This window comes from Streptomyces sp. NBC_00513 (genome assembly GCF_041431415.1).
In the GTDB taxonomy this organism is placed as follows: Bacteria; Actinomycetota; Actinomycetes; order Streptomycetales; family Streptomycetaceae; genus Streptomyces.
On record NZ_CP107845.1, the window covers coordinates 2,066,865 to 2,086,391 of the forward strand.

Annotated in this window: 16 protein-coding genes; 5 read left to right on the forward strand and 11 right to left on the reverse strand. The window is 72.6% G+C overall.

Annotated features, from left to right (window positions below):
• Positions 1 to 101: 101 nt before the first annotated feature.
• Positions 102 to 1,739: a CTP synthase gene (locus tag OHA84_RS09805; protein WP_053679180.1), complete on the reverse strand. Its 1,638-nt coding sequence runs from the start codon at positions 1,737 to 1,739 to the stop codon at positions 102 to 104.
• A 515-nt stretch (positions 1,740 to 2,254) separates the two neighbouring features.
• On the opposite strand from OHA84_RS09805, the gene OHA84_RS09810 reads away from it, so the two are divergent.
• From OHA84_RS09810 to OHA84_RS09820, 3 genes are all read left to right on the forward strand, one after another.
• Positions 2,255 to 4,060 (forward strand): glycoside hydrolase family 15 protein, encoded by a 1,806-nt coding sequence (locus OHA84_RS09810; RefSeq protein ID WP_053679179.1) that lies wholly within the window; start codon positions 2,255 to 2,257, stop codon positions 4,058 to 4,060.
• 96 nt (positions 4,061 to 4,156) lie between these two features.
• Positions 4,157 to 5,539: an FAD-binding oxidoreductase gene (locus OHA84_RS09815; RefSeq protein WP_266951071.1), complete on the forward strand. Its 1,383-nt coding sequence runs from the start codon at positions 4,157 to 4,159 to the stop codon at positions 5,537 to 5,539.
• A 22-nt stretch (positions 5,540 to 5,561) separates the two neighbouring features.
• Complete coding sequence (locus tag OHA84_RS09820; RefSeq protein WP_053679175.1) at positions 5,562 to 7,181, forward strand: PucR family transcriptional regulator; 1,620 nt, start codon at positions 5,562 to 5,564, stop codon at positions 7,179 to 7,181.
• 31 nt (positions 7,182 to 7,212) lie between these two features.
• Here the strand turns inward: OHA84_RS09820 and OHA84_RS09825 are convergent, their stop codons facing one another.
• From OHA84_RS09825 to OHA84_RS09845, 5 genes are all read right to left on the reverse strand, one after another.
• Positions 7,213 to 8,334, reverse strand: coding sequence for a glycosyltransferase family 4 protein (locus OHA84_RS09825; RefSeq protein WP_053679322.1), 1,122 nt, complete (start codon positions 8,332 to 8,334; stop codon positions 7,213 to 7,215).
• 242 nt (positions 8,335 to 8,576) lie between these two features.
• Complete coding sequence (recN, locus tag OHA84_RS09830) at positions 8,577 to 10,295, reverse strand: DNA repair protein RecN (protein ID WP_266974111.1); 1,719 nt, start codon at positions 10,293 to 10,295, stop codon at positions 8,577 to 8,579.
• An 82-nt stretch (positions 10,296 to 10,377) separates the two neighbouring features.
• On the reverse strand, positions 10,378 to 11,337 hold the full coding sequence (locus tag OHA84_RS09835) for an NAD kinase (protein WP_053679172.1): 960 nt from the start codon (positions 11,335 to 11,337) through the stop codon (positions 10,378 to 10,380).
• Complete coding sequence (locus OHA84_RS09840; protein WP_053679170.1) at positions 11,334 to 12,149, reverse strand: TlyA family RNA methyltransferase; 816 nt, start codon at positions 12,147 to 12,149, stop codon at positions 11,334 to 11,336. Before OHA84_RS09840 ends, OHA84_RS09835 begins: the two co-directional genes overlap by 4 nt.
• A 7-nt stretch (positions 12,150 to 12,156) precedes the next feature.
• Positions 12,157 to 12,429, reverse strand: coding sequence for a hypothetical protein (locus OHA84_RS09845; RefSeq protein ID WP_371591341.1), 273 nt, complete (start codon positions 12,427 to 12,429; stop codon positions 12,157 to 12,159).
• A 64-nt stretch (positions 12,430 to 12,493) separates the two neighbouring features.
• On the opposite strand from OHA84_RS09845, the gene OHA84_RS09850 reads away from it, so the two are divergent.
• Positions 12,494 to 12,841 carry an SCP2 sterol-binding domain-containing protein gene (locus tag OHA84_RS09850; protein ID WP_053679318.1) on the forward strand — a complete coding sequence of 116 codons (348 nt, stop codon included), beginning with the start codon at positions 12,494 to 12,496 and terminating at the stop codon, positions 12,839 to 12,841.
• 58 nt (positions 12,842 to 12,899) lie between these two features.
• Here the strand turns inward: OHA84_RS09850 and OHA84_RS09855 are convergent, their stop codons facing one another.
• The 4 genes from OHA84_RS09855 to OHA84_RS09870 all read right to left on the reverse strand — a co-directional run bounded on the left by OHA84_RS09855 (position 12,900) and on the right by OHA84_RS09870 (position 17,008).
• Complete coding sequence (locus OHA84_RS09855) at positions 12,900 to 13,727, reverse strand: ABC transporter ATP-binding protein (RefSeq protein ID WP_107089202.1); 828 nt, start codon at positions 13,725 to 13,727, stop codon at positions 12,900 to 12,902.
• Complete coding sequence (locus OHA84_RS09860) at positions 13,724 to 14,773, reverse strand: iron chelate uptake ABC transporter family permease subunit (RefSeq protein WP_053679316.1); 1,050 nt, start codon at positions 14,771 to 14,773, stop codon at positions 13,724 to 13,726. Before OHA84_RS09860 ends, OHA84_RS09855 begins: the two co-directional genes overlap by 4 nt.
• Before the next feature lie 62 nt (positions 14,774 to 14,835).
• Complete coding sequence (locus OHA84_RS09865; RefSeq protein ID WP_199826534.1) at positions 14,836 to 15,882, reverse strand: iron ABC transporter permease; 1,047 nt, start codon at positions 15,880 to 15,882, stop codon at positions 14,836 to 14,838.
• 82 nt (positions 15,883 to 15,964) lie between these two features.
• A complete protein-coding gene (locus tag OHA84_RS09870) occupies positions 15,965 to 17,008 on the reverse strand; it encodes an HAD hydrolase-like protein (RefSeq protein WP_053679164.1) in 1,044 nt (347 codons plus the stop codon).
• A gap of 123 nt (positions 17,009 to 17,131) precedes the next feature.
• Between OHA84_RS09870 and OHA84_RS09875 the strand changes: the two genes are divergently transcribed.
• Positions 17,132 to 18,403, forward strand: coding sequence for a DUF1015 domain-containing protein (locus OHA84_RS09875; RefSeq protein ID WP_266951061.1), 1,272 nt, complete (start codon positions 17,132 to 17,134; stop codon positions 18,401 to 18,403).
• Between the two features lie 90 nt (positions 18,404 to 18,493).
• On the opposite strand, the gene OHA84_RS09880 is transcribed toward OHA84_RS09875, so the two are convergent.
• Entirely contained in the window at positions 18,494 to 19,366 is an 873-nt protein-coding gene (locus OHA84_RS09880) for a tetratricopeptide repeat protein (RefSeq protein WP_266951948.1), read from the reverse strand.
• Positions 19,367 to 19,527: the final 161 nt, after the last annotated feature.

Sequence of the window (19,527 nt, forward strand, 5' to 3'; positions counted from 1 at the left end):
TGCCCATGCCGAATGTCCTCCACAACGCGCGACAGCCGGGGTACGGATCTCCGTACCCCGGCTGTCTACGTTATGCGGTCAGGCCCTCGGGCCCCGCAGGCTCACTTGGCGGACTGTTGGCGCTCCACCGCGGCCTTGACCAGACCCGCGAACAGCGGGTGCGGCCGGGTCGGGCGGGAACGCAGTTCCGGGTGCGCCTGGGTGGCGACCAGGTAGGGGTGCACCTCGCGCGGGTACTCGACGTACTCGACGAGCTTGTTGTCGGGGGACACGCCCGAGAAGACCAGCCCGGCCTTCTTCTCCAGCTCGCCGCGGTAGGCGTTGTTCACCTCGTAGCGGTGACGGTGGCGCTCGTCCACGTAGGCCTCGTCGCCGTAGACCTCGCGGACGATGGAGCCCTCGGCGAGCTTCGCCGGGTACATGCCCAGACGCATGGTGCCGCCCAGGTCGCCCGCGCCCTCGACGAAGGCCAGCTGCTCCTCCATGGTCGAGATGACCGGGTGCGGGGTCGAGGCGTCGAACTCGGTGGAGTTGGCGTCCTCGATGCCCGCGAGGTTGCGCGCGGCCTCGATGACCACGCACTGCAGGCCCAGGCACAGGCCCAGCAGCGGGATGCGGTTCTCGCGGGCGTAGGTGATCGCGCCGACCTTGCCGTTGACGCCTCGGTCCCCGAAGCCGCCGGGAACGCAGATCGCGTCCACGTCGCCGAGTACCGCCGCCGCACCGGCCGGGGTCTTGCAGTCGTCGGAGGTGACCCACTTGATCTGCACGCGCGCCTTGTTGGCGAACCCGCCGGCGCGCAGCGCCTCGGTCACCGACAGGTAGGCGTCGGGCAGGTCGATGTACTTGCCGACGAGCGCGACCTTGACCTCGTGGTCGGGGTTGTGGACGCGGTCCAGCAGGTCTTCCCAGACGCGCCAGTCCACGTCGCGGAAGGGCAGGTCGAGCTTGCGCACGACGTAGGCGTCCAGGCCCTCGGTGTGCAGCACCTTCGGGATGTCGTAGATCGACTTGGCGTCGATCGCGGCGACCACCGCGGCCTCGTCGACGTCGCACATCAGCGAGATCTTGCGCTTGATGGAGGTCGGGACCTCACGGTCGGCGCGCAGCACGATCGCGTCGGGCTGGATGCCGATGTTGCGCAGGGCCGCGACCGAGTGCTGGGTCGGCTTGGTCTTCAGCTCGCCGGAGGGGCCGATGTAGGGCAGCAGCGAGATGTGCACGACGAAGACGTTGTCGCGACCGACCTCGTGGCGGACCTGACGGACGGTCTCCAGGAACGGCAGCGACTCGATGTCGCCGACGGTGCCGCCGACCTCGGTGATGACGACGTCGACGTCCTCGGTCGCCATGCGGCGGATGCGGCTCTTGATCTCGTTGGTGATGTGCGGGATGACCTGCACGGTGTCACCGAGGTACTCGCCGCGCCGCTCCTTGGCGATGACCTGCGAGTAGACCTGGCCGGTGGTGACGTTCGCCGAGCCGTCGAGGTCGACGTCGAGGAAACGCTCGTAGTGGCCGATGTCCAGGTCGGTCTCGGCGCCGTCGTTGGTGACGAACACCTCACCGTGCTGGAAGGGGTTCATCGTGCCGGGGTCGACGTTCAGGTAGGGGTCGAGCTTCTGCATCGTGACCCGCAGGCCGCGCGCCTTCAGCAGCGCACCCAGGCTGGAGGCCGTGAGGCCCTTGCCGAGGGACGAAGCGACACCCCCGGTGACGAAGATGTGCTTGGTCGTCATGGCTGTGCTGTTTCGAAAAGCAGCGGGCGGCGTCGCCAAGAGGGGGCTCCCGTGGTCGCGAGGTGAGGTGCGTCCGGCGCCGGCCACCGTCGAACCGGAAGGTCTCAGGGGGCGCCGAAGCTGCGGTTTCGGGGCTCCTGATTCGCACAGGCAGACCACCGGTCCACGGGGTACCAGCCTATCAGCGCCCGGGCCGGTCCGCCTCCGACGACCCGGGCCGGCCCTCCCCGGTGATGCGCGCCACACCGCGCCACACCCGTGGCTACGGCATTTGCGCAGGTCACCCGTTCGGACGAGCCGCATTGTTCCGAGACTTAAGGAGATCACTAGGGTGCCGTCATATCCTGCTCGAATATCGCTGCACATCGCCGCCGAGCAGTCCGGCCTACGGTGTAACCACGCCGGTTCCGGAATCATGGACTCTACGCGGGGATCCCTACACACACGGAGACCGCGCAACCGCGCAATGCAAGCGCCCTCAGGGGCGGACGTGGCCGTTCGACTGGAGATGCAACGTGTCCGGGCGCATCGAGGATTACGCACTGATCGGGGACATGCAGACCGCTGCGTTGGTCTGCAGGGACGGAGCCGTGGACTGGTTGTGCCTGCCACGGTTCGATTCCCATGCCGTCTTCGCGAGCATTCTCGGCACCGAGGAACACGGGTTCTGGCGGGTCGGTCCCGCGGTCCCGTCCGGCACCCCGGCCCCGCGGGCCGATCGCCGGCGCTATCGCGGTGACTCCTTGGTGCTCGAAACGGAGTGGGACACCCCGAGGGGAACCGTCCGTGTCATCGACTTCATGCCTCCTCGCGAGGATCACGCACCGCAACTGATCCGCGTCGTGGAGGGCGTCAGCGGGCGCGTCCCGATGCGCTCGGCGCTGCGGATGCGTTTCAGCTACGGACGGATCGTGCCCTGGGTGCACAAGGTGGACGGCCGTACGGTGGCCGTCTCCGGCCCGGACTCGGTCTGGCTGGACACCGACGCGCAGACCTACGGCAAGGACCTGACGACGTACTCCGACTTCACCGTCGGGCCCGGCGACCGGGTGGCCTTCGCCATCAGTTGGCAGGCCTCGCACCGGGGCGCCCCCGAGGCGCCGGACGCCGAGGAGGCCCTGGGGGTCACCACCGACTTCTGGCGCGAGTGGGTCGACCAGTGCACGTACCACGGCCCCTACCGGGAAGCCGTGGTCCGCTCCCTGATCACGCTCAAGGCCCTCACGTACGGGCCCACGGGCGGCATCGTCGCCGCGCCGACCACCTCCCTGCCGGAGGAGATCGGCGGCAGCCGCAACTGGGACTACCGGTACACGTGGCTGCGCGACGCCGCCATCACCCTGTCCTCGCTCCTGCGCACCGGCTACCGCGACGAGGCCTCCGCCTGGCGGGACTGGCTGCTGCGCGCGGTGGCCGGCGACCCCGAGAACCTGCAGATCATGTACGGGATCGCGGGCGAACGGGAACTCGGCGAGACCGAACTGGACTGGCTGCCGGGCTACGAGAACTCCCAGCCGGTCCGCGTCGGCAACGGCGCCGCCCACCAGCTCCAGCTCGACGTGTACGGCGAGGTCACCGAGGCCCTCCACCTGGGCCACATGACGGGCCTGGCCCGCAACGACTACGCCTCGCTGCTCCAACTCAAGCTCATCCGCTACCTGGAGACCCACTGGAACGAGCCGGACGAGGGCATCTGGGAGGTGCGCGGCCCGCGCCGCCACTTCGTGCACTCCAAGGTGATGGCGTGGGTGGCCGTGGACCGCACGATCAAGCTGATCGAGAGCGGTGACGCGGACGGCCCGCTGGAGCGTTGGCGCGAACTGCGCGACGAGATCCACGCGGACGTGTGCGAGAAGGGCTACGACAAGGACCGCAACACCTTCACCCAGTCGTACGGGTCGAAGGAGCTGGACGCCTCGCTGCTGCTCATCCCACAGATGGGCTTCCTTCCACCGGACGACAAGCGGGTCATCGGCACCATCGAGGCGATCCAGCGCGAGCTGTCGACCCCAGACGGCTTCATCCTGCGCTACCCGACGGCCGGCGAGGAATGCGGCGTGGACGGCCTGGAGGGCGACGAGGGCGCCTTCCTCGCCTGCTCGTTCTGGATGGCGGACGACCTGGCGATGATCGGCCGGGTCGACGAGGCCCGCCGGCTCTTCGAGAAGCTGCTGTCGCTGCGCAACGACCTGGGCCTGCTCGCCGAGGAGTGGGACCCCAAGCTCCAGCGCCAGGTCGGCAACTTCCCGCAGGCCTTCAGCCACGTCCCGCTGATCGACACCGCGCTGCGCCTGACGGCGAGCGGGGCGTACGGGGGCTGACCCCGGGCCTTGTCGTCGAGGTTCCGACCGGCGCGACCTCGACGACAAGGCCTAACCTGGAGGGGTCTTGTGTGCCCCTCGCGGAAGGGGGCGGTCATGGCCCCGCTCTCGAAGGCGGGCGCGGCGTTGACCGCGCTCCGCGAAGACCTCTCCGGCGCCGTGCTCGCGCCCGACGATCCGGGCTACGACGAGGCCCGGACCGTCTTCAACGCCATGGTCGATCGACGTCCCGCCGTGATCGCCCAGTGCGAGAGCGAGTCGGACGTGGTCACGGCCGTGCGGTTCGCCCGACGGTTGGACCTGCCCATCGCGGTGCGGGGCGGCGGCCACAGCGTCGCCGGCACGGCCCTGGGGGACGGCGCGCTGGTGGTGGACCTGCGCCGGATGAACGAGGTGACGGTGCATCCGGGGGCGAAGGCCGTACGGGTGTCCGGCGGCGCCCTGATGAGCGACCTGGACCGGGCCTGCGCCCCGCACGACCTGGCCACCACCGGCGGCCGGGTCTCGACCACCGGGGTCGGCGGGTTCGTGCTCGGCGGCGGCTCGGGCTGGCTGGACCGGAAGTTCGGCCTGGCCGTCGACAACCTCCTCGGGGTGGACGTGGTCACCGCGGACGGCGAGATCGTCAGCGCGACCGCCGAGGACGAACCGGAGCTGTTCTGGGCCCTGCACGGCGGCGGAGGCAACTTCGGGGTCGCCACCTCGCTGACGCTGCGGCTGCACGAACTGCCCGCCATGTCGGTCGCGATGCTCATGTACGCCCCCGAACGGGGCCCCGAGGTCACCCGCCTGTACCGGGAGATCATCGAGGCCGCGCCGCCCGAGGCGAGCGGTGGCGTGATCCACCTCACCGCGCCGCCGGAGCCCTTCGTGCCGCCGCACCTGGTCGGCACCATGCTCTGCGCGGCGCTGCTGACGTACGCCGGTTCCGAGGACGCCATGCGCGCGCTCCTGGCGCCGCTGCTGGCCGTGCCGCACGAGGTGGAGATCGTCACCGCGATCCCGTACGCGGACCTCCAGTGCATGATCGACGACCCTCCGGGGATGCGGAACTACTGGTCCGCCGAGTACCTGACGGGGCTGCCCGACGAGCTGGTCGACCTCTACTGCGCCCGCGCGGCGTCCATGCCGGTCCCGACCGGCACCCAGCACATCCTGTTCCCCCTGGGCGGGGCCATCGCGCAGGGGCCCGCGGACTTCCCCGTGCCGTACCGGGACGCCGCCTGGGCGGTGCACCCGTTCGCCGTCTGGGAGGACCCGGCGGACGACGAGCGGTGTCGGCGGTGGGTGAAGGACGTACGGGCCGACGCGCGGCCGTGGAGCACCGGGGCGGTGTACCTCAACTTCCTCGGCGACGAGGGCGAGGACCGGGTCGCGGCGGGCCTCGGCGAGGACAATCTGCGGCGCCTGGCTTCGGTGAAACGGCGGTTCGACCCGGACAACGTCTTCCGGTTCAACCACAACATCAAGCCGGCCTGAGGCCCTGGTAGCGTCCCGCGACATGGACAACCAGGGCGGGATCACTGTTCAGCGGGCGCTGGAGCTGCCGGGACTGCGCAGCGGTCTGCCGGAGGTGATGGCCTGCGCGGATCGGCTCGGGCGGACCGTGCGCTGGGTCCACGCGGGCGAGGTCCCCAACATCGCCTCGCTCCTCAAGGGCGGCGAGCTGCTCCTGACCACCGGGCTGGGGCTGGGCACCCGGCCGGCCGAGCAGCGTGCGTTCGTGCGCCGCCTCGCGGACCGGGGCATCGCCGCGCTGGTCGTCGAACTGGGCCCGCGCTTCACGCGCCTGCCGGCCACCATCGTGGAGACGGCGCGGGCGGCCGGCCTCCCCCTCGTGCAGCTCCACCGCGAGGTGCCCTTCGTGACCGTGACGGAGGAGGTGCACACCGAGATCGTCAACGGCCACTACGCGCTGCTCCAGCGGGCCGAGGAGGTCCACCGGCGATGTACCGAGGCCCTGCTGGGCGGCGGCGGGATCCCGCAGGTGCTGAGCATCCTCGCCGACTTCACGGCGAACCCGGTCTTCCTGGAGACCCCCGACGGCCGGCTCCTCTACGCCGCCGGGCCGGTCTCCGGGGACGCCGCCGCCGACCCGCTCCAGGTGTGGGAGGGCCTGCGGGGCCAGCGCGAGGCCGAGCCGTCCGCCAACGCGGTGGTGGTCGACGTCCCCGGGGGCGGTCACGGCACGGGCTCGGTGCGGGCGCGCGTGGTCCTGCTCGGGGTCTCGGCCCCACTACTGCCCGTCCACCGGATGGCGGCGGAGCGGACGGCGGGCGTGCTGGCGGTGGTGTTGATGCAGGCCCGTCAGGAGGACGAGTTGTCCGCGCGGGGGCGGGGCGACTTCCTGACGGATCTCGCGGAGGGTCGCATCTCCGCCGAGGACGCCCCGGCGCAGGCGCGCGTCCTGGGTTTCAAGCCGGGCGCGGGCCCCCTCCTTCCGGTCGTGATGCGGCTGGCCACGGACCCGGGCCCGTCCGGGAACTGGGCGGTCCTCGCGCGGGCGGTGCTGGAGGAGCTGTCCTCGGTCGGCGTCCCGGTGCTGCTGGGCGTCCGCCCGGTGGAGGGCCGGGTGCCGCTGCTGGTGTCCCTGCGGGCGGAGTCGGAGCGCACGACGGTCGCCGACCGGGTCGCGGCGGCGTTGCGCGCCGGCGTGGAGCGGGCCGGTCTGGACCGGGCGGGTGCCTCGCCGGCGGTGGTCGTGGGCGTGTCGGGGAGTTGGGCGGCGGCCTCGGCCGGGCTGCGGCACGCCGCCGAGACGGCGACGGCGGCCCAGGGCCTGCCGGCCCGGCCCTGGTACGACGCCCGGCGTCTCGACATCGACCTGCTGCTGTGGCGACTGCGCGAACACCCCGACCTCGCCGCTTTCGTGGACCGGGCGATCGGCCCGCTGCGGGTGCACGACGTGGCCTCCCGCCCCTCGCTGCTGCCGACCCTGGAGACGTACCTGGCGCACGCGGGCCGCAAGGCGGAGACGGCCCGTGAGCTGCATCTGAACCGTCAGACGCTGTACAACCGGTTGGCCCGCATCTCGGAGCTCCTGGGCACGGACCTGGACGACCCGGAGACGGTGCTCTCCCTCAGCCTCGCCCTGCGCGCCCGGCGCCACACCGCTTCCTGAGCCGGCGGGCGGCGTCCGGCATCCGCCGGACCTACCGTTCGCGCTCCATCAGCTCGTCGTACACCGACAGCACCTGGGCCACCGTGTCGTCCTCCGACGGCCACGTCGCGGCCTGCGCGCGGCCCGCCGACGCGAGCGCCGCCCGCCGGGCCGGGTCGCCGAGCAGCCCCGACACCGCGGCCGCCAGCGCCGCCGGGTCCCCGTACGGCACCAGCACCGCCGCGTCCCCGACCAGTTCCGGCACTCCCCCGACGTCCGTGGCCACCAGGGCCACGCCGGACCGCAGCGCCTCCTGGGCGAGCAGCGAGCGGCCCTCCCAGCGGCTCGGCAGGACCGCCACGTCCGCCGCGGCCAGCAGTCGGTCCGCGTCCCGGCGGCGCCCCAGCAGTCGTACGGGCAGTCCCTCCGCCTCGATCCGGCGCGACAGTTCGGCCCGCAGCGGCCCCTCCCCCGCGATCAGCAGCAGCGGTACGGGGTCCAGCTCGCGCCAGGCACGCGCGGCGTCCAGCAGCACGGAGTACCCGCGCCGGGCGACCAGGCTGCCGACCGCGATCACCAACGGCCGTTCCACCGCGCCCAGTTCGGCCCGCACCTTCTCCGGGTCGGCGGCCGGTTCGGGGATCGCGGGCAGTGGCGTCGCCATCGCCGCCAGTCGGGCGTCGCGCGCCCCGCGCGAGCGCGCCCGGTCCACCTGGTCCGAGGAGGCGCCCAGGACCACCGCGGCCGCCCGGGCCACTCGGCGTTCCAGCAACCGCCCCATCCGCCCCAGCGCGCCCGGCGCCTCGGGGGCGCCGCCGTGCCAGGTCACCACGAGCGGGGCCCGGTGGCGGCCGCCGCGCAGGGCCAGCGCGGCCCGCAGCCCGGCCCGTACCCCGTGCGCGTGGACCAGGTCGGCTCCGGCGCAGGCGGCGCGCAGGGCGCTCACCGCGTCGGGCGTGAACTCGGCGCCGGCGCCGGTGAAGTCGTACTCGCCCTCCGCCGCGACGGGGGCGCACACGGTGACCCGTACGCCGCGCGCCGCGAGCCCCGTGGTCAGGGAGCGGACGTGCGCGCCGCTGCCCGCGCCGGCGCCGCCCAGCACCTGGACGGTGCGCAGGGGCGGCCGGCCGTAGGGCTGGGCGGGAGGGGGGACCGGGACCGGGGAGCTGCTCACGGGCCGAAGCTCCAGGGTGAGGGAGTCAGAGACGTCGCCCAGGATGCCAGTCCGCACGCGCGTTCCGGGACCATACGGGTGCGGATCCCCGAGGAGATACCGCCAGACGCCCCCCAGCCTCACCCACACGGGCTACCCGCCGCCACCCGGACGGCGAAATCTCCCGATGCCGAACGTGTCCGGGGCCCGGGACGCGTCGCGTCCCGGGCCCCGCCCGACAAGATCCGAAAGAGCTGAAAGAGCTAGGCGTCCGCGCGCGCCGTCGCGAGGAGTTCCTCGGCGTGCGCGCGCGCCGTCTCGGAGTCCTCCTGGCCCGCCAGCATCCGCGACAGCTCGCGGATCCGGTCCTCGCCCTCCAGGACGGTGACGCCGCTGCGCGTCACCGATCCGTCGACGGTCTTCTCCACCAGCAGTTGCCGGTCGGCGAAGGCGGCCACCTGCGGGAGGTGCGTGACGACGACGACCTGCGCCGACTTGGCGAGTTTGGCGAGCCGCCGGCCGACCTCGACGGCCGCCTTGCCGCCGACGCCCGCGTCGACCTCGTCGAAGAGGTAGGTGGGCACCGGGTCGGAACCGGCGAACACGACCTCCACCGCCAGCATGACGCGTGACAGCTCGCCGCCCGAGGCGCCCTTGGCGATGGGGCGCGGCTGGGCGCCGGGGTGCGGGGCGAGCAGCAGTTCGACCTCGTCCGCGCCGGAGGGCCCGTAGGCCACGGTCCGGCCGCCGACCTCGACGCCTTCGGGGTCCTCGATCTGGCGGATGTCGAAGGTGACCCGTGCGTGGGGCATCGCCAGCGAGGCGAGTTCGGCGGTGACGGCGGACGCGAACCGGGCGGCGGAGTCCATCCGGGCGTCGGTCAACGCCTGGGCCAGTTGGGACAGTTCGACCCGCAGGCCGTCCCGTTCCGCGGTCAGTTCCGCGATGTGTTCGTCGTCGCCGTCCAGTTCCAGGAGCCGCTCGGAGCCCTGTTCGGCCCACTCCAGCACGGAGTCGATGGAGTCCCCGTACTTGCGGGTCAGCTGGGTCAGGGCGGCCCGGCGCTCCTCCACGGCGGCCAGCCGCAGCGGATCGGCGTCCAGGTCGTCGGCGTAGCCGGCGAGTTCCCCGGCCACGTCGGCCAGCAGGATGCCCAGTTCCCCGATCCGCTCGGCGAGCGCGCCGAGGGCCGGGTCGTGGGACCGTACGGACTCCAGTGCGCGGTGGGCGCCCGCGACGAGGGTGTTCGCGTCGATGCCCTCGGGGTCCTCGGGGTTGCCCGCGAGGGCCGCGTGCGCGGCCTGCGCGGCCGAGGCGAGCGATTCCGCGTGGCCGAGGCGCTCGGCCTCCGCGGACAGTTCGGCGTCCTCGCCGGGCAGGGGTTCCACGGCCGCGATCTCGTCGAGGCCGAAGCGCAGCAGGTCCGCCTCCTGGGCCCGCTCCCGGGCCCGGGTGACGAGGGTGTCCAGTTCGACGGCGACGGCGCGCAGGCGCCGGTAGGCACCGGTGTACTTCTCCAGCGGGACGGCCACGGAGCCCCCGGCGTACCGGTCGAGGGCCTGGCGCTGCCGGGCGGGCCGCAGCAGGCCCTGCTGGTCGGTCTGGCCGTGTACGGCGACGAGGTCGTCGGCGAGTTCGGCGAGCAGGCCCACGGGCACGGACCGGCCGCCGACGTGGGCGCGCGAGCGCCCCTCGGCGGACACGGTGCGGCTGATCAGCAGGGCGCCGTCGTCGAGCTCGGCGCCGGCCTCCTCGGCCCGCAGTGCGGCGGGGGCTCCGGGGCGCAGCACGATGCGCCCCTCGACCACCGCCGCCTTGGCACCGATCCGGACGAGGGCCGGGTCGGCGCGGCCTCCGAGCAGCAGGCCGAGGCTCGTGACGACCATCGTCTTGCCCGCGCCGGTCTCGCCGGTCACCGCGGTGAAACCGGGCGACAGCTCGACCACCGCGTCGTCGATGACCCCGAGCGACCGTATCCGCATCTCCTCAAGCACGGGACGACCATACCGAGGTTTGACGGGTGCCATGCGACGTCACCCTCGCCGAGTTCTCCGAACGCACGTGCTATTGGCGTGCTTCGTGCGGGGCCCCGCGCCACCCCGACACGGGCAGCGCGAACTTGGCGACGAGGCGGTCGGTGAAGGAGGCGTGGTGCAGTCGGGCGAGGCGCACGGGCACCGTGCCCCGCCGGACCTCGACCCTGGCGCCGGCCGGCAGTTCCAGGGTGCGGCGGCCGTCACACCACAGCACGCCGTGCGGGGTCCCGGGCTGCACCTCCACGGCCAGTACCGAGTCCGGCGAGGTAACCAGCGGCTTCGCGAACAGCGCGTGCGCGCTGATCGGCACCATCAGGAGCGCCTCCACCTCGGGCCAGACCACGGGTCCGCCCGCCGAGAAGGCGTACGCCGTCGAACCCGTCGGCGTCGCGCACACGATCCCGTCGCAGCCGAAGCCGGTCACCGGACGCCCGTCGATCTCCAGGACCACCTCCAGCATCCGCTCCGGGGACACCTTCTGGACCGCGGCCTCGTTCAGCGCCCAGTCCCGGTGGAGCACGTCGCCGTTGGTGCGCACGACCACGTCGATGGTCATGCGTTCCTCGACCTCGTAGGCGCGCGTCACGACGCGTTCCACCACCTGGTCGAGGTCGTCCCGCTCGGCTTCGGCGAGGAACCCGACCCGGCCCAGGTTGACGCCGAGCATCGGCACCCCGGAGCCGCGCGCGAACTCGGCCCCGCGCAGCAGGGTCCCGTCCCCGCCCAGCACGATCAGCAGCTCGCACCCGTCGAGCACCTTCGGGGTGCACTCCGCGACCAGCTCGACCTCGGGCGGCAGCGGCAGGTCCACCGCCTCGTCCGCGAGGACCCGTACGCCCAGTCCGGACTTCAACAGTCCCTGGACGACCAACTCGGCGCTGCGGATGGCCGCCGGCCGTCCGGTGTGGGCGAGGAGGAAGACGGTGCGTTCCCCCGCGCCTCCCGCCGTCGAACCCGTGTATGCGCCTGTGTCTGCTGTATCGGTCACTGAGGCCCCTCCGCCACTGCACGGTCCACGTCCCCCGGGTCGAGTGCCGGTGCCCCCGCCCGCAGCCACAGAAAGTACTCGACGTTGCCCGACGGCCCGGGCAGCGGGCTCGCGGTCACCCCGAGCACCCCCAGCCCCAGCTTCCAGGCCCGCGCCGCGACTTCCCGTACGGCTTCCGCGCGCAGCTCGGGGCTGCGCACGACTCCTCCGCTGCCGAGGCGGTCCTTGCCGACCTCGAACTGCGGCTTCACCATCAGCACCAGATCCGCGTCCGGCGCGCAGCACCGGACGAGCGCCGGCAGCACCAGACCGATCGAGATGAACGACAGGTCGCCGACGACCAGGTCCGCCGGAACGCCGTCGATGAGTTCGACGGTCAGTTCGCGGACGTTCGTGCGGTCCTTGACCGTGACCCGCTCGTCGCTCTGCAGCGACCAGGCGAGTTGCCCGTAGCCGACGTCCACCGCGACGACGTGATCGACGCCCGCGCGCAGCAGCACGTCGGTGAACCCGCCGGTCGAGGCGCCCGCGTCGAGCGCCCTTCGGCCCTCGACGACCAGCCCCCGCGGCCCGAAGGCGGCGAGTGCGCCCGCCAGTTTGTGGCCGCCCCGGGAGACGTAGTCGGGGTCGCTGTCGTCCTTGAGGACGACGAGGGCCGCGCTGGTCTCGACCTGGGTGGCCGCCTTGGTGGCGGTGGTGCCGCCGACGGTCACCCGGCCCGCGGCGATCAGCTGGGCCGCGTGCTCGCGCGAGCGGGCCATGCTGCGGCGTACCAGTTCGGCGTCCAGGCGGCGGCGTGCCACTCCTGCCACGTTCGGTTCAGCTCCTGTTTTCGTACGGTCCGGGGACGGGCGGTGCGTCCAGCGCGGTCAGCGTTTCGCGCAGCCCCCTGTGCACATCCTCGTACACCTCGACGTGCCCGTCCGCCGTGAGGTGGTCCGCGTCCGCCAGCCGCTCCAGGAGCGCGTCGACCCCGGCGTGCCCGGTGGGCGTCCGCACGACGCCCAGCGGCGCGGGTCCGGTGGGCTCGCCGGTGGCCCGCCCGGACGCGTCGGGGGCTGCCGGGGCTCTCTCGGACACTTCGTCGGTCATGCCCCGACGCTACCTCGTAGCGCGCCGCGACCACGTACGGCTCTGCGGTACCGTCGTGATCACGATGGCTACGATTCAGGAGTGCCGCGAAGCACTCGACCGACTCTCGGACAACCTGGCCCGGGCCGACGGTGACGTGCGCGGTGCGGCCGCCTTCGACCGTTCCTTGAGCTGCCACATCACCGACCTCGACCAGACCTTCACGGGGCGGCTCGACAACGGCCGGATCCGGGTCGACGCGGTCGCCCCGGGGGCGCCCCGCACCAAGGCCGAGATCCGGTTGGCGATGTCCGGCGACGACCTGCTCGCCCTGGTCGCGGGGGAGCTGAAGTTCGCCAAGGCCTGGGCCTCGGGCAGGGTCAGGCTGGAGGCCGGTTTCCGCGACCTGCTCCGCCTCAAGAGCCTGCTGTAGGCCCAGGGGCTGTAGACCCGAGCCTCGGGCGCCGCGGCGCCCGAGGCTGTGGGGCCCCTCAGACGGAGACCTTCGCGCGGGCCTCCCGACCCGCCGGGATCACCAGCGGCGTCCCCGTCTGCGGGTCGTCGATGATCTGGCAGCGCAGCCCGAACACCTTCTCCACCAGCTCCGCGGTCACCACCTCGGACGGCGGCCCCTCGGCCACCACCACGCCCCCGCGCAGCGCGATCAGGTGCGTGGCGTAGCGGGCCGCGTGGTTGAGGTCGTGCAGCACCGCCACCAGGGTCCGGCCCTGGTTCTCGTGCAGTTCGGCGCACAGGTCGAGGACGTCCAGTTGGTGCTGGATGTCCAGGTACGTCGTCGGTTCGTCGAGGAGCAGCAGCGGGGTCTGCTGGGCCAGCGCCATCGCGATCCACACGCGCTGACGCTGTCCGCCCGACAGTTCGTCCACGGCCCGGTCCGCGAGCTCGGCGACCCCGGTGGACGCCATCGACTCGTTGACGATCCGTTCGTCCTCGGGCGACCACTGGCGCAGCAGTCCCTGGTGCGGGTACCGGCCGCGGGAGACCAGGTCGCCGACGGTGATGCCGTCCGGGGCGATCGAGGACTGCGGGAGCAGGCCGAGGGTCTTGGCCACCTTCTTCGCCGGCATCGACCCGATGGCGTGGCCGTCGAGCAGCACCCGCCCCGCGGACGGCTTGAGCATCCGCGACAGCGCGCGCAGCAGCGTGGACTTGCCACAGGCGTTGGGTCCGACGATCACCGTGAAGGAATGGTCGGGTATCTCCACCGACAGGTTCTCGGCGATGACCCGCTGGTCGTAGCCGAGGGTCACGTTCTCCGCGGTCAGCCGCTGCACTTGGGTCCTCCTGGAGGTCTTCATATACGTCCCGCCTTGCGCTCGGTGACGAGCAGCCAGAGCAGATAGACACCGCCGACCAGCCCGGTCACCACACCCACCGGCAGCTGGTCGGCCCCGAAGGCCCGCTGTGAGGCCCAGTCGGACACCAGCAGCAGGACGGCGCCCATCAACGCGCCGGTGAGCAGGTTCGAGCCGGGCGAGCGGGTGAGCCGCCGGGCCAGCTGGGGTGCGGCCAGCGCGACGAAGGTGATCGGTCCGGCGGCCGCGGCGGCCGCGGTGGTCAGGACGATCGCGGCGAGCATCAGCAACAGCCGGGTCCGCTCGACCCGCACGCCCAGGGCGTACGCGGCGTCGTCCCCCATCTCCATCATCCGCAGGGCCCTGCCCTGCCCGAGGATCACGGGGAAGAGCACCGCGCAGGTCACGAGCAGCGGCCACACCTGCGCCCAGTCCCGGCCGGCCAGCGAACCGGTCAGCCAGACCATGGCGCGGGTGGCCTCGGTCAGTTGCGCCTTGGTGATCAGGTACTGGATGAGGGCGACGAGCATCGCGGACGCACCGATGCCGACGAGCACCAGGCGGTACCCGTGGATGCCCTTCTTGTACGCGAGCAGGTACACGGCGATCCCGGCCAGCACGCCGCCGACGACGGCGCCCATCGCCACCTCGGTCGCGCCGCCCTTGAACACGATGATCACGGTGAGCGCGCCGACCGCCGACCCGTACCCGAAACCGAGCAGGTCCGGGGAACCGAGCGGGTTGCGCGACACCGACTGGAAGACGGCGCCGGCCATTCCGAGGGCCGCGCCGACGAGCACCGCGACGAGCACGCGCGGCAGTCGAAGGTCGTTGACGATGAAGTCGTTGGCGGGGGTGCCGTTGCCCAGCAGCGTCTGCACGACGTCCCACGGGGCGATGTCGAAGTCGCCGGTGCCGATCAGCAGGACGACGAGCAGCAGCGCCACGACGCCCAGCAGCACTCCGGCGAGCAGCGCGCGGGGTTCCGCGCGCAGCGAGGTGCCTCGGGGGCCGCGCAGGGCGCGCGAGCGGAGCGGGGCGGCCTTCACCGGCTTCGTGGTCCGTACGGGGCTTTCGCCGTCCGCCGTCTCCCCGGTCTTCGCGGTCAGGGTCACAGCTGGGCCATCCTCTTGCGCCGAACCAGGTAGATGAAGACGGGGCCGCCGATGAGCGCGGTGACGATGCCGACCTGGAGTTCGGCGGGTCGGGTGACGACCCGGCCGACCACGTCGGCGCCGAGCAGCAGCACGGGTGACAGGACCGCCGAGTACGCGAGCACCCAGCGCATGTCGGGGCCGGTGATCATCCGTACGAGGTGCGGGATCATCAGCCCGATGAAGACGATCGGCCCGCAGGCGGCGGTCGCGGCCCCGCACAGCAGGGTGATGGCGAGCATGGCGCCGATCCGGGTCCGCGTCAGGTTGGCCCCGAGCGCCCGCGCGGTGTCGTCGCCCATCGCCATCGCGTTGAGCGGCCGGCCCAGCGAGAGCGCCAGCACGGCGCCGATCAGCAGGAAGGGGGCGACCTGCCGGACGGTGTCCATGTTGGCCGAGGACAGCGAACCCACCGTCCAGAAGCGCAGCTTGTCCAGTGCCTTGCTGTCCATCAGCTGGACCGCGTTGATGTAGCCGACCAGGGCCGCGCTGGCCGCCGTCCCCGCGAGCGCGAGCCGTACCGGGGTCGCGCTGCGGCTGCCGCCGAGCACGTACACGACGACCGAGACGACCGCGGCGCCCAGGAACGCCCACCAGACGAACTCGCTCAGCGAGGAGGCGCCGAGGAAGCTGATCGCCGACACGACGGCGGCGGCGGCGCCCGCGTTGACGCCGAGGATGCCGGGCTCGGCCAGCGGATTGCGGGTGAGTGCCTGCATCACCGCCCCGGACAGGCCGAGGCCGAGGCCGACCAGCACGCCGAGGAGGGTGCGCGGGACCCGCAGGTCCCGCACCACCACGTCGTTCGCGGTCCCCGCGTAGTGGAACAGGCCGTGCCAGACCTGGTCCAGGGCCATCGGCTTGGCGCCCACGGCGATGCTCGCGACCGCGATCACGGCCAGCGCCGCGAAGGCGACCAGCAGACCGACGGCGCGAGCGCCATGGCGCTCGCGGGTGGCGGCGACGGGCGCCGCGCTCTGTTCGGGGGGACTCTCGACCAACACGCAGGTTAGGTTAGCCTACCCTCCCAGTTGTTCGGATCGACCGAACGTCCCTTCGCCCGCCGCACGCCCTGCGCCGGAGGGTCTAAAGCCCCAGCCTGGCCAGCGCCTTGTCCGCGTCGAGGTCGCAGGACCCGTCCCCCGCCCGCGTCCAGGCCGCCGCGCACAGCGCCCGCAGGCCGTCGATGGCGTCGAGCCGATCGCCGCCCTCGCCGCGCAGTTCCAGGACGTCGCCCGACACGAGCGCCGTCCAGCCGCCGCAGCGGAACCCGTCCTCGGCCCGCTCGACCTCAGGCTGCCCCGTCAACAGTCCGCGCAGGTCCCGGTCCACGTACGTCGGCCGGTACTTCGGCTCGGCGCGCAGCAACTGTGCGGCGTCCGTCACCCCGGTCAGGACCAGCAGCGAGTCCACCTCCCCGTTGTAGGCGCCCTCGATGTCGGTGTCCAACCGGTCGCCGACCACCAGCGGCCGCTTCGCGCCCGTCCGCAGTACCGTCTCCCGGTGCATCGGGGGCAGCGGCTTGCCGGCGACCTGCGGCTCCGCGCCCGTGGCGATCCGTACGACCTCCACCGCGGCGCCGTTGCCCGGCGCGATCCCGCGCGCGCTCGGAATCGTCAGGTCGGTGTTCGACACGTACCAGGGCACCCCGCGGTTGATCGCGTACGAGGCCTCGGCGAACCGCTCCCACCGCAGGTCCGGTCCCCCGTACCCCTGGACGACCGCCGCCAGCCCCTCCTCGTCGGCGGATTCCACGGGCACCAGCCCGCGTTCGCCCAACGCGACCCGCAGCCCCTCCCCACCGATCACCAGCACCTTCGACCCGGGCTCCACCTGCTCGGCGATCAGCCGGGCCACCGCCTGCGCGGAGGTGATCACCTCGTCCGCCTCGGTGGGGATGCCCAACTCGCCGAGGTGCTCGGCGACCGCGTCCGGGGTGCGCAGCGCGTTGTTCGTCACGTACGCGAGGTGCATCCCGCCGGCCCGCGCGGAGGCCAGCGAATCCACCGCGTGCGCGATGGCCCGGCCGCCCGCGTAGACCACGCCGTCCAGGTCCAACAGGGCCGTGTCGTAGGCCTGGTGGAGACTGCGTTCACTGCCCTCGGGGCGGGTCCTGCTCTGCCGGCTCATCGTGTCCGCTCCTCATCCGAAAACCTCATGCGAACGCTCTTCGATCGGCGCTGTCCGCGTTCCGCGCCTGCCTGCCGCTCCCCCGATCATCCCGCATCGCGAGACGCGTCCTACCATGCATCAATGACCACTTCAGACAACGCGGAGCACGGACTGCGGCTGACCCCCTTCAACGGGCTGCGCTACGTCCCGGAGCGTGTGGGCAGTCTCGCCGCCGTCACCTCACCGCCGTACGACGTGGTCGTGCGCCCCGACGGAGTCGACTATCTCGAATCCGCCGACCCCCACAACATCGTCCGCCTGATCCTGCCCCAGGCCGAGACGCCCGCCGCCCGCAACGAGCAGGCCGCGAGAACCCTCCGCGAGTGGCTCGCCGAAGGCGTCCTCAGCGCGGATCCCACGCCCGCGCTGTACGTGTACGAACAGCGCAAGGCGGGCCTCCTCCAGCGCGGGATCATCGGCGCCCTCGCCCTGTCCGCCCCCGACGCCGGCATCGTCCTGCCCCACGAGGACGTCATGCCGCACGTGGTCACCGATCGGGCCGGTCTGATGCGCGCCGCGTCCGCGAACCTCGAACCCCTGCTCCTGACCTACCGCGGCGACGACCCCGCGGCGGGAGCCTCGGCGGTCGTCGAACGGACCGTCCGCGGCACGCCGCTGTTCTCCACCACCACCGAGGACGGTTTCCAGCACCGCCTGTGGGCCATCACCGACCCCGTCGACCTGGACGCCGTCACCGCGGACCTCGGCCACCGGCAGGCGCTGATCGCGGACGGCCACCACCGTTGGGCGACGTACCTGCGCCTCCAGGAGGAGCACGACTCCCCCAGCCCCTGGGACTTCGGGCTGGTCCTCCTCGTGGACACCGCCCGCTATCCGCTCCAGGTCCGCGCCATCCACCGCATGCTGCGCCGCCTCCCGCCGGCCGAGGCCCTGGCCGCGATCGAGGGGCACTTCCGCGTGCGGGCCGTGGACGGCCCGCTCCCGCTGGCCCTGGAGGCCCTCACCGACGCGGCCGAACGCGGCAACGCCTTCCTGCTCACCGGGGACGGCAGGTTCCACCTGGTCACCGACCCCGACCCGGCCCTGATCGAGCGCACCGTCCGCCGCGACCGGCCCGAGGCCTGGCGACGCCTGGACGCGACCGTGCTGCACGCCGCCCTGCTCGACACCCTCTGGCAGGTCCCCGACGAGCCGGAGCACATCACGTACATCCACGACACCGCCGCGACGGTGGAGATGGCCGAGCGGCATGGCGGCACCGCCGTCCTGCTGCATCCCGTACGCGAGGAAGTGGTCCGGGACCTGGCCCGCCAGGGCGTCACCATGCCCCGCAAGTCGACCTCGTTCGGTCCGAAGCCGGCCACCGGGCTCGTCCTGCGCAGCCTGGTCTGACGTTCTCCCGGGGGCGCCCGGACATGCGAAAGGGCGGTACCCCACCGGGGGTACCGCCCTTTCACGTCAGATCACGCCGACGAAGACCGGTCAGGCCTTGTCGCGGTCCTCGCGCTCGTCACGCTCGTCACGCGGCTCGTCGTCCTCGTCGTCCTCGATGACGACGATCTCGTCGGTGACGTCGACGTCGGAGTCGGAGTCCGGGACGGGCTCGTACTCGTCGTCGTCCTCGTCGTAGTACTCGGCCTGGTCGGACGCGCGCTCGGCGGCGGCCACCTCGGCGTCGTCCTGGTCGTCGTCCTCGTCGATCTCGTCGGGCTCGTCGTCGAGGTCCGCGTCGTCCATCGCCGCGGCGTCGACGAACTCGACCCCGTCCAGCTCGGCGAGTCGGTCCGAGGCGTCCGTCGCCCCGTCCTTGTCGGCCTCGATGGTCTTGGCGAACCACTCGCGGGCCTCGTCCTCACGACCGGCGGCCAGCAGCGCGTCGGCGTAGGCGTACCGCAGACGCGCGGTCCACGGCTGCACGGAGTGGGAGGCGAGCTCCGGGCTCTGCAGGGTCACGATGGCGGCGTCGAGCTCGCCCATGTCCCGACGGGCACCGGCGGCGACCAGACGCATCTCGACCTGGCCGGCCTTGTCCAGCTTCTGCACCTCGGGCTCGCCGGCCATGGCCAGCGCCCGCTCGGGACGGCCGAGGCCGCGCTCGCAGTCGGCCATGACGGGCCACAGCTCGACGGAGCCGGTCATGCGCTTGGCTGCACGGAACTCCGCGAGCGCCTCGCTGTACTTCTGCGTCGCGTACGCGGCGAAGCCGGCGGCCTCGCGGACGGCGGCGACACGGGAGGCCAGACGCAGGGCGATGCGGGCGTACGCGTACGACTGCTCGGGGTCCTCGTCGATCAGTCGGGCCACCATCACGAGGTTCCGGGAGACTTCCTCCGCCAGGCCCTTGGGCAGGCTCAGGAGTTCCTGACGCACGTCGGCGTCGATCTCGTGACCGGTGATGTCCTCGTCGATCGGAAGCCGCTTGACCGGGTCCCGGTCGCGGTCCGCGCGGAAGTCACGGTCGCCACCACGGTCATCGCGACCGCCGCGGTAACCACCACGATCGCCACCGCGGTCAT

Excerpts from the sequence above, each read along its gene's own strand:
- OHA84_RS09805 (WP_053679180.1), bottom strand. The coding sequence starts at position 1,739 with ATGACGACCAAGCACATCTTCGTCACCGGGGGTGTCGCTTCGTCCCTC.
- OHA84_RS09815 (WP_266951071.1), top strand. The coding sequence starts at position 4,157 with ATGGCCCCGCTCTCGAAGGCGGGCGCGGCGTTGACCGCGCTCCGCGAA.
- OHA84_RS09820 (WP_053679175.1), top strand. The coding sequence starts at position 5,562 with ATGGACAACCAGGGCGGGATCACTGTTCAGCGGGCGCTGGAGCTGCCG.
- recN (WP_266974111.1), bottom strand. The coding sequence starts at position 10,295 with ATGCGGATACGGTCGCTCGGGGTCATCGACGACGCGGTGGTCGAGCTG.
- OHA84_RS09845 (WP_371591341.1), bottom strand. The coding sequence starts at position 12,429 with ATGACCGACGAAGTGTCCGAGAGAGCCCCGGCAGCCCCCGACGCGTCC.
- OHA84_RS09850 (WP_053679318.1), top strand. The coding sequence starts at position 12,494 with ATGGCTACGATTCAGGAGTGCCGCGAAGCACTCGACCGACTCTCGGAC.
- OHA84_RS09855 (WP_107089202.1), bottom strand. The coding sequence starts at position 13,727 with ATGAAGACCTCCAGGAGGACCCAAGTGCAGCGGCTGACCGCGGAGAAC.
- OHA84_RS09870 (WP_053679164.1), bottom strand. The coding sequence starts at position 17,008 with ATGAGCCGGCAGAGCAGGACCCGCCCCGAGGGCAGTGAACGCAGTCTC.
- OHA84_RS09875 (WP_266951061.1), top strand. The coding sequence starts at position 17,132 with ATGACCACTTCAGACAACGCGGAGCACGGACTGCGGCTGACCCCCTTC.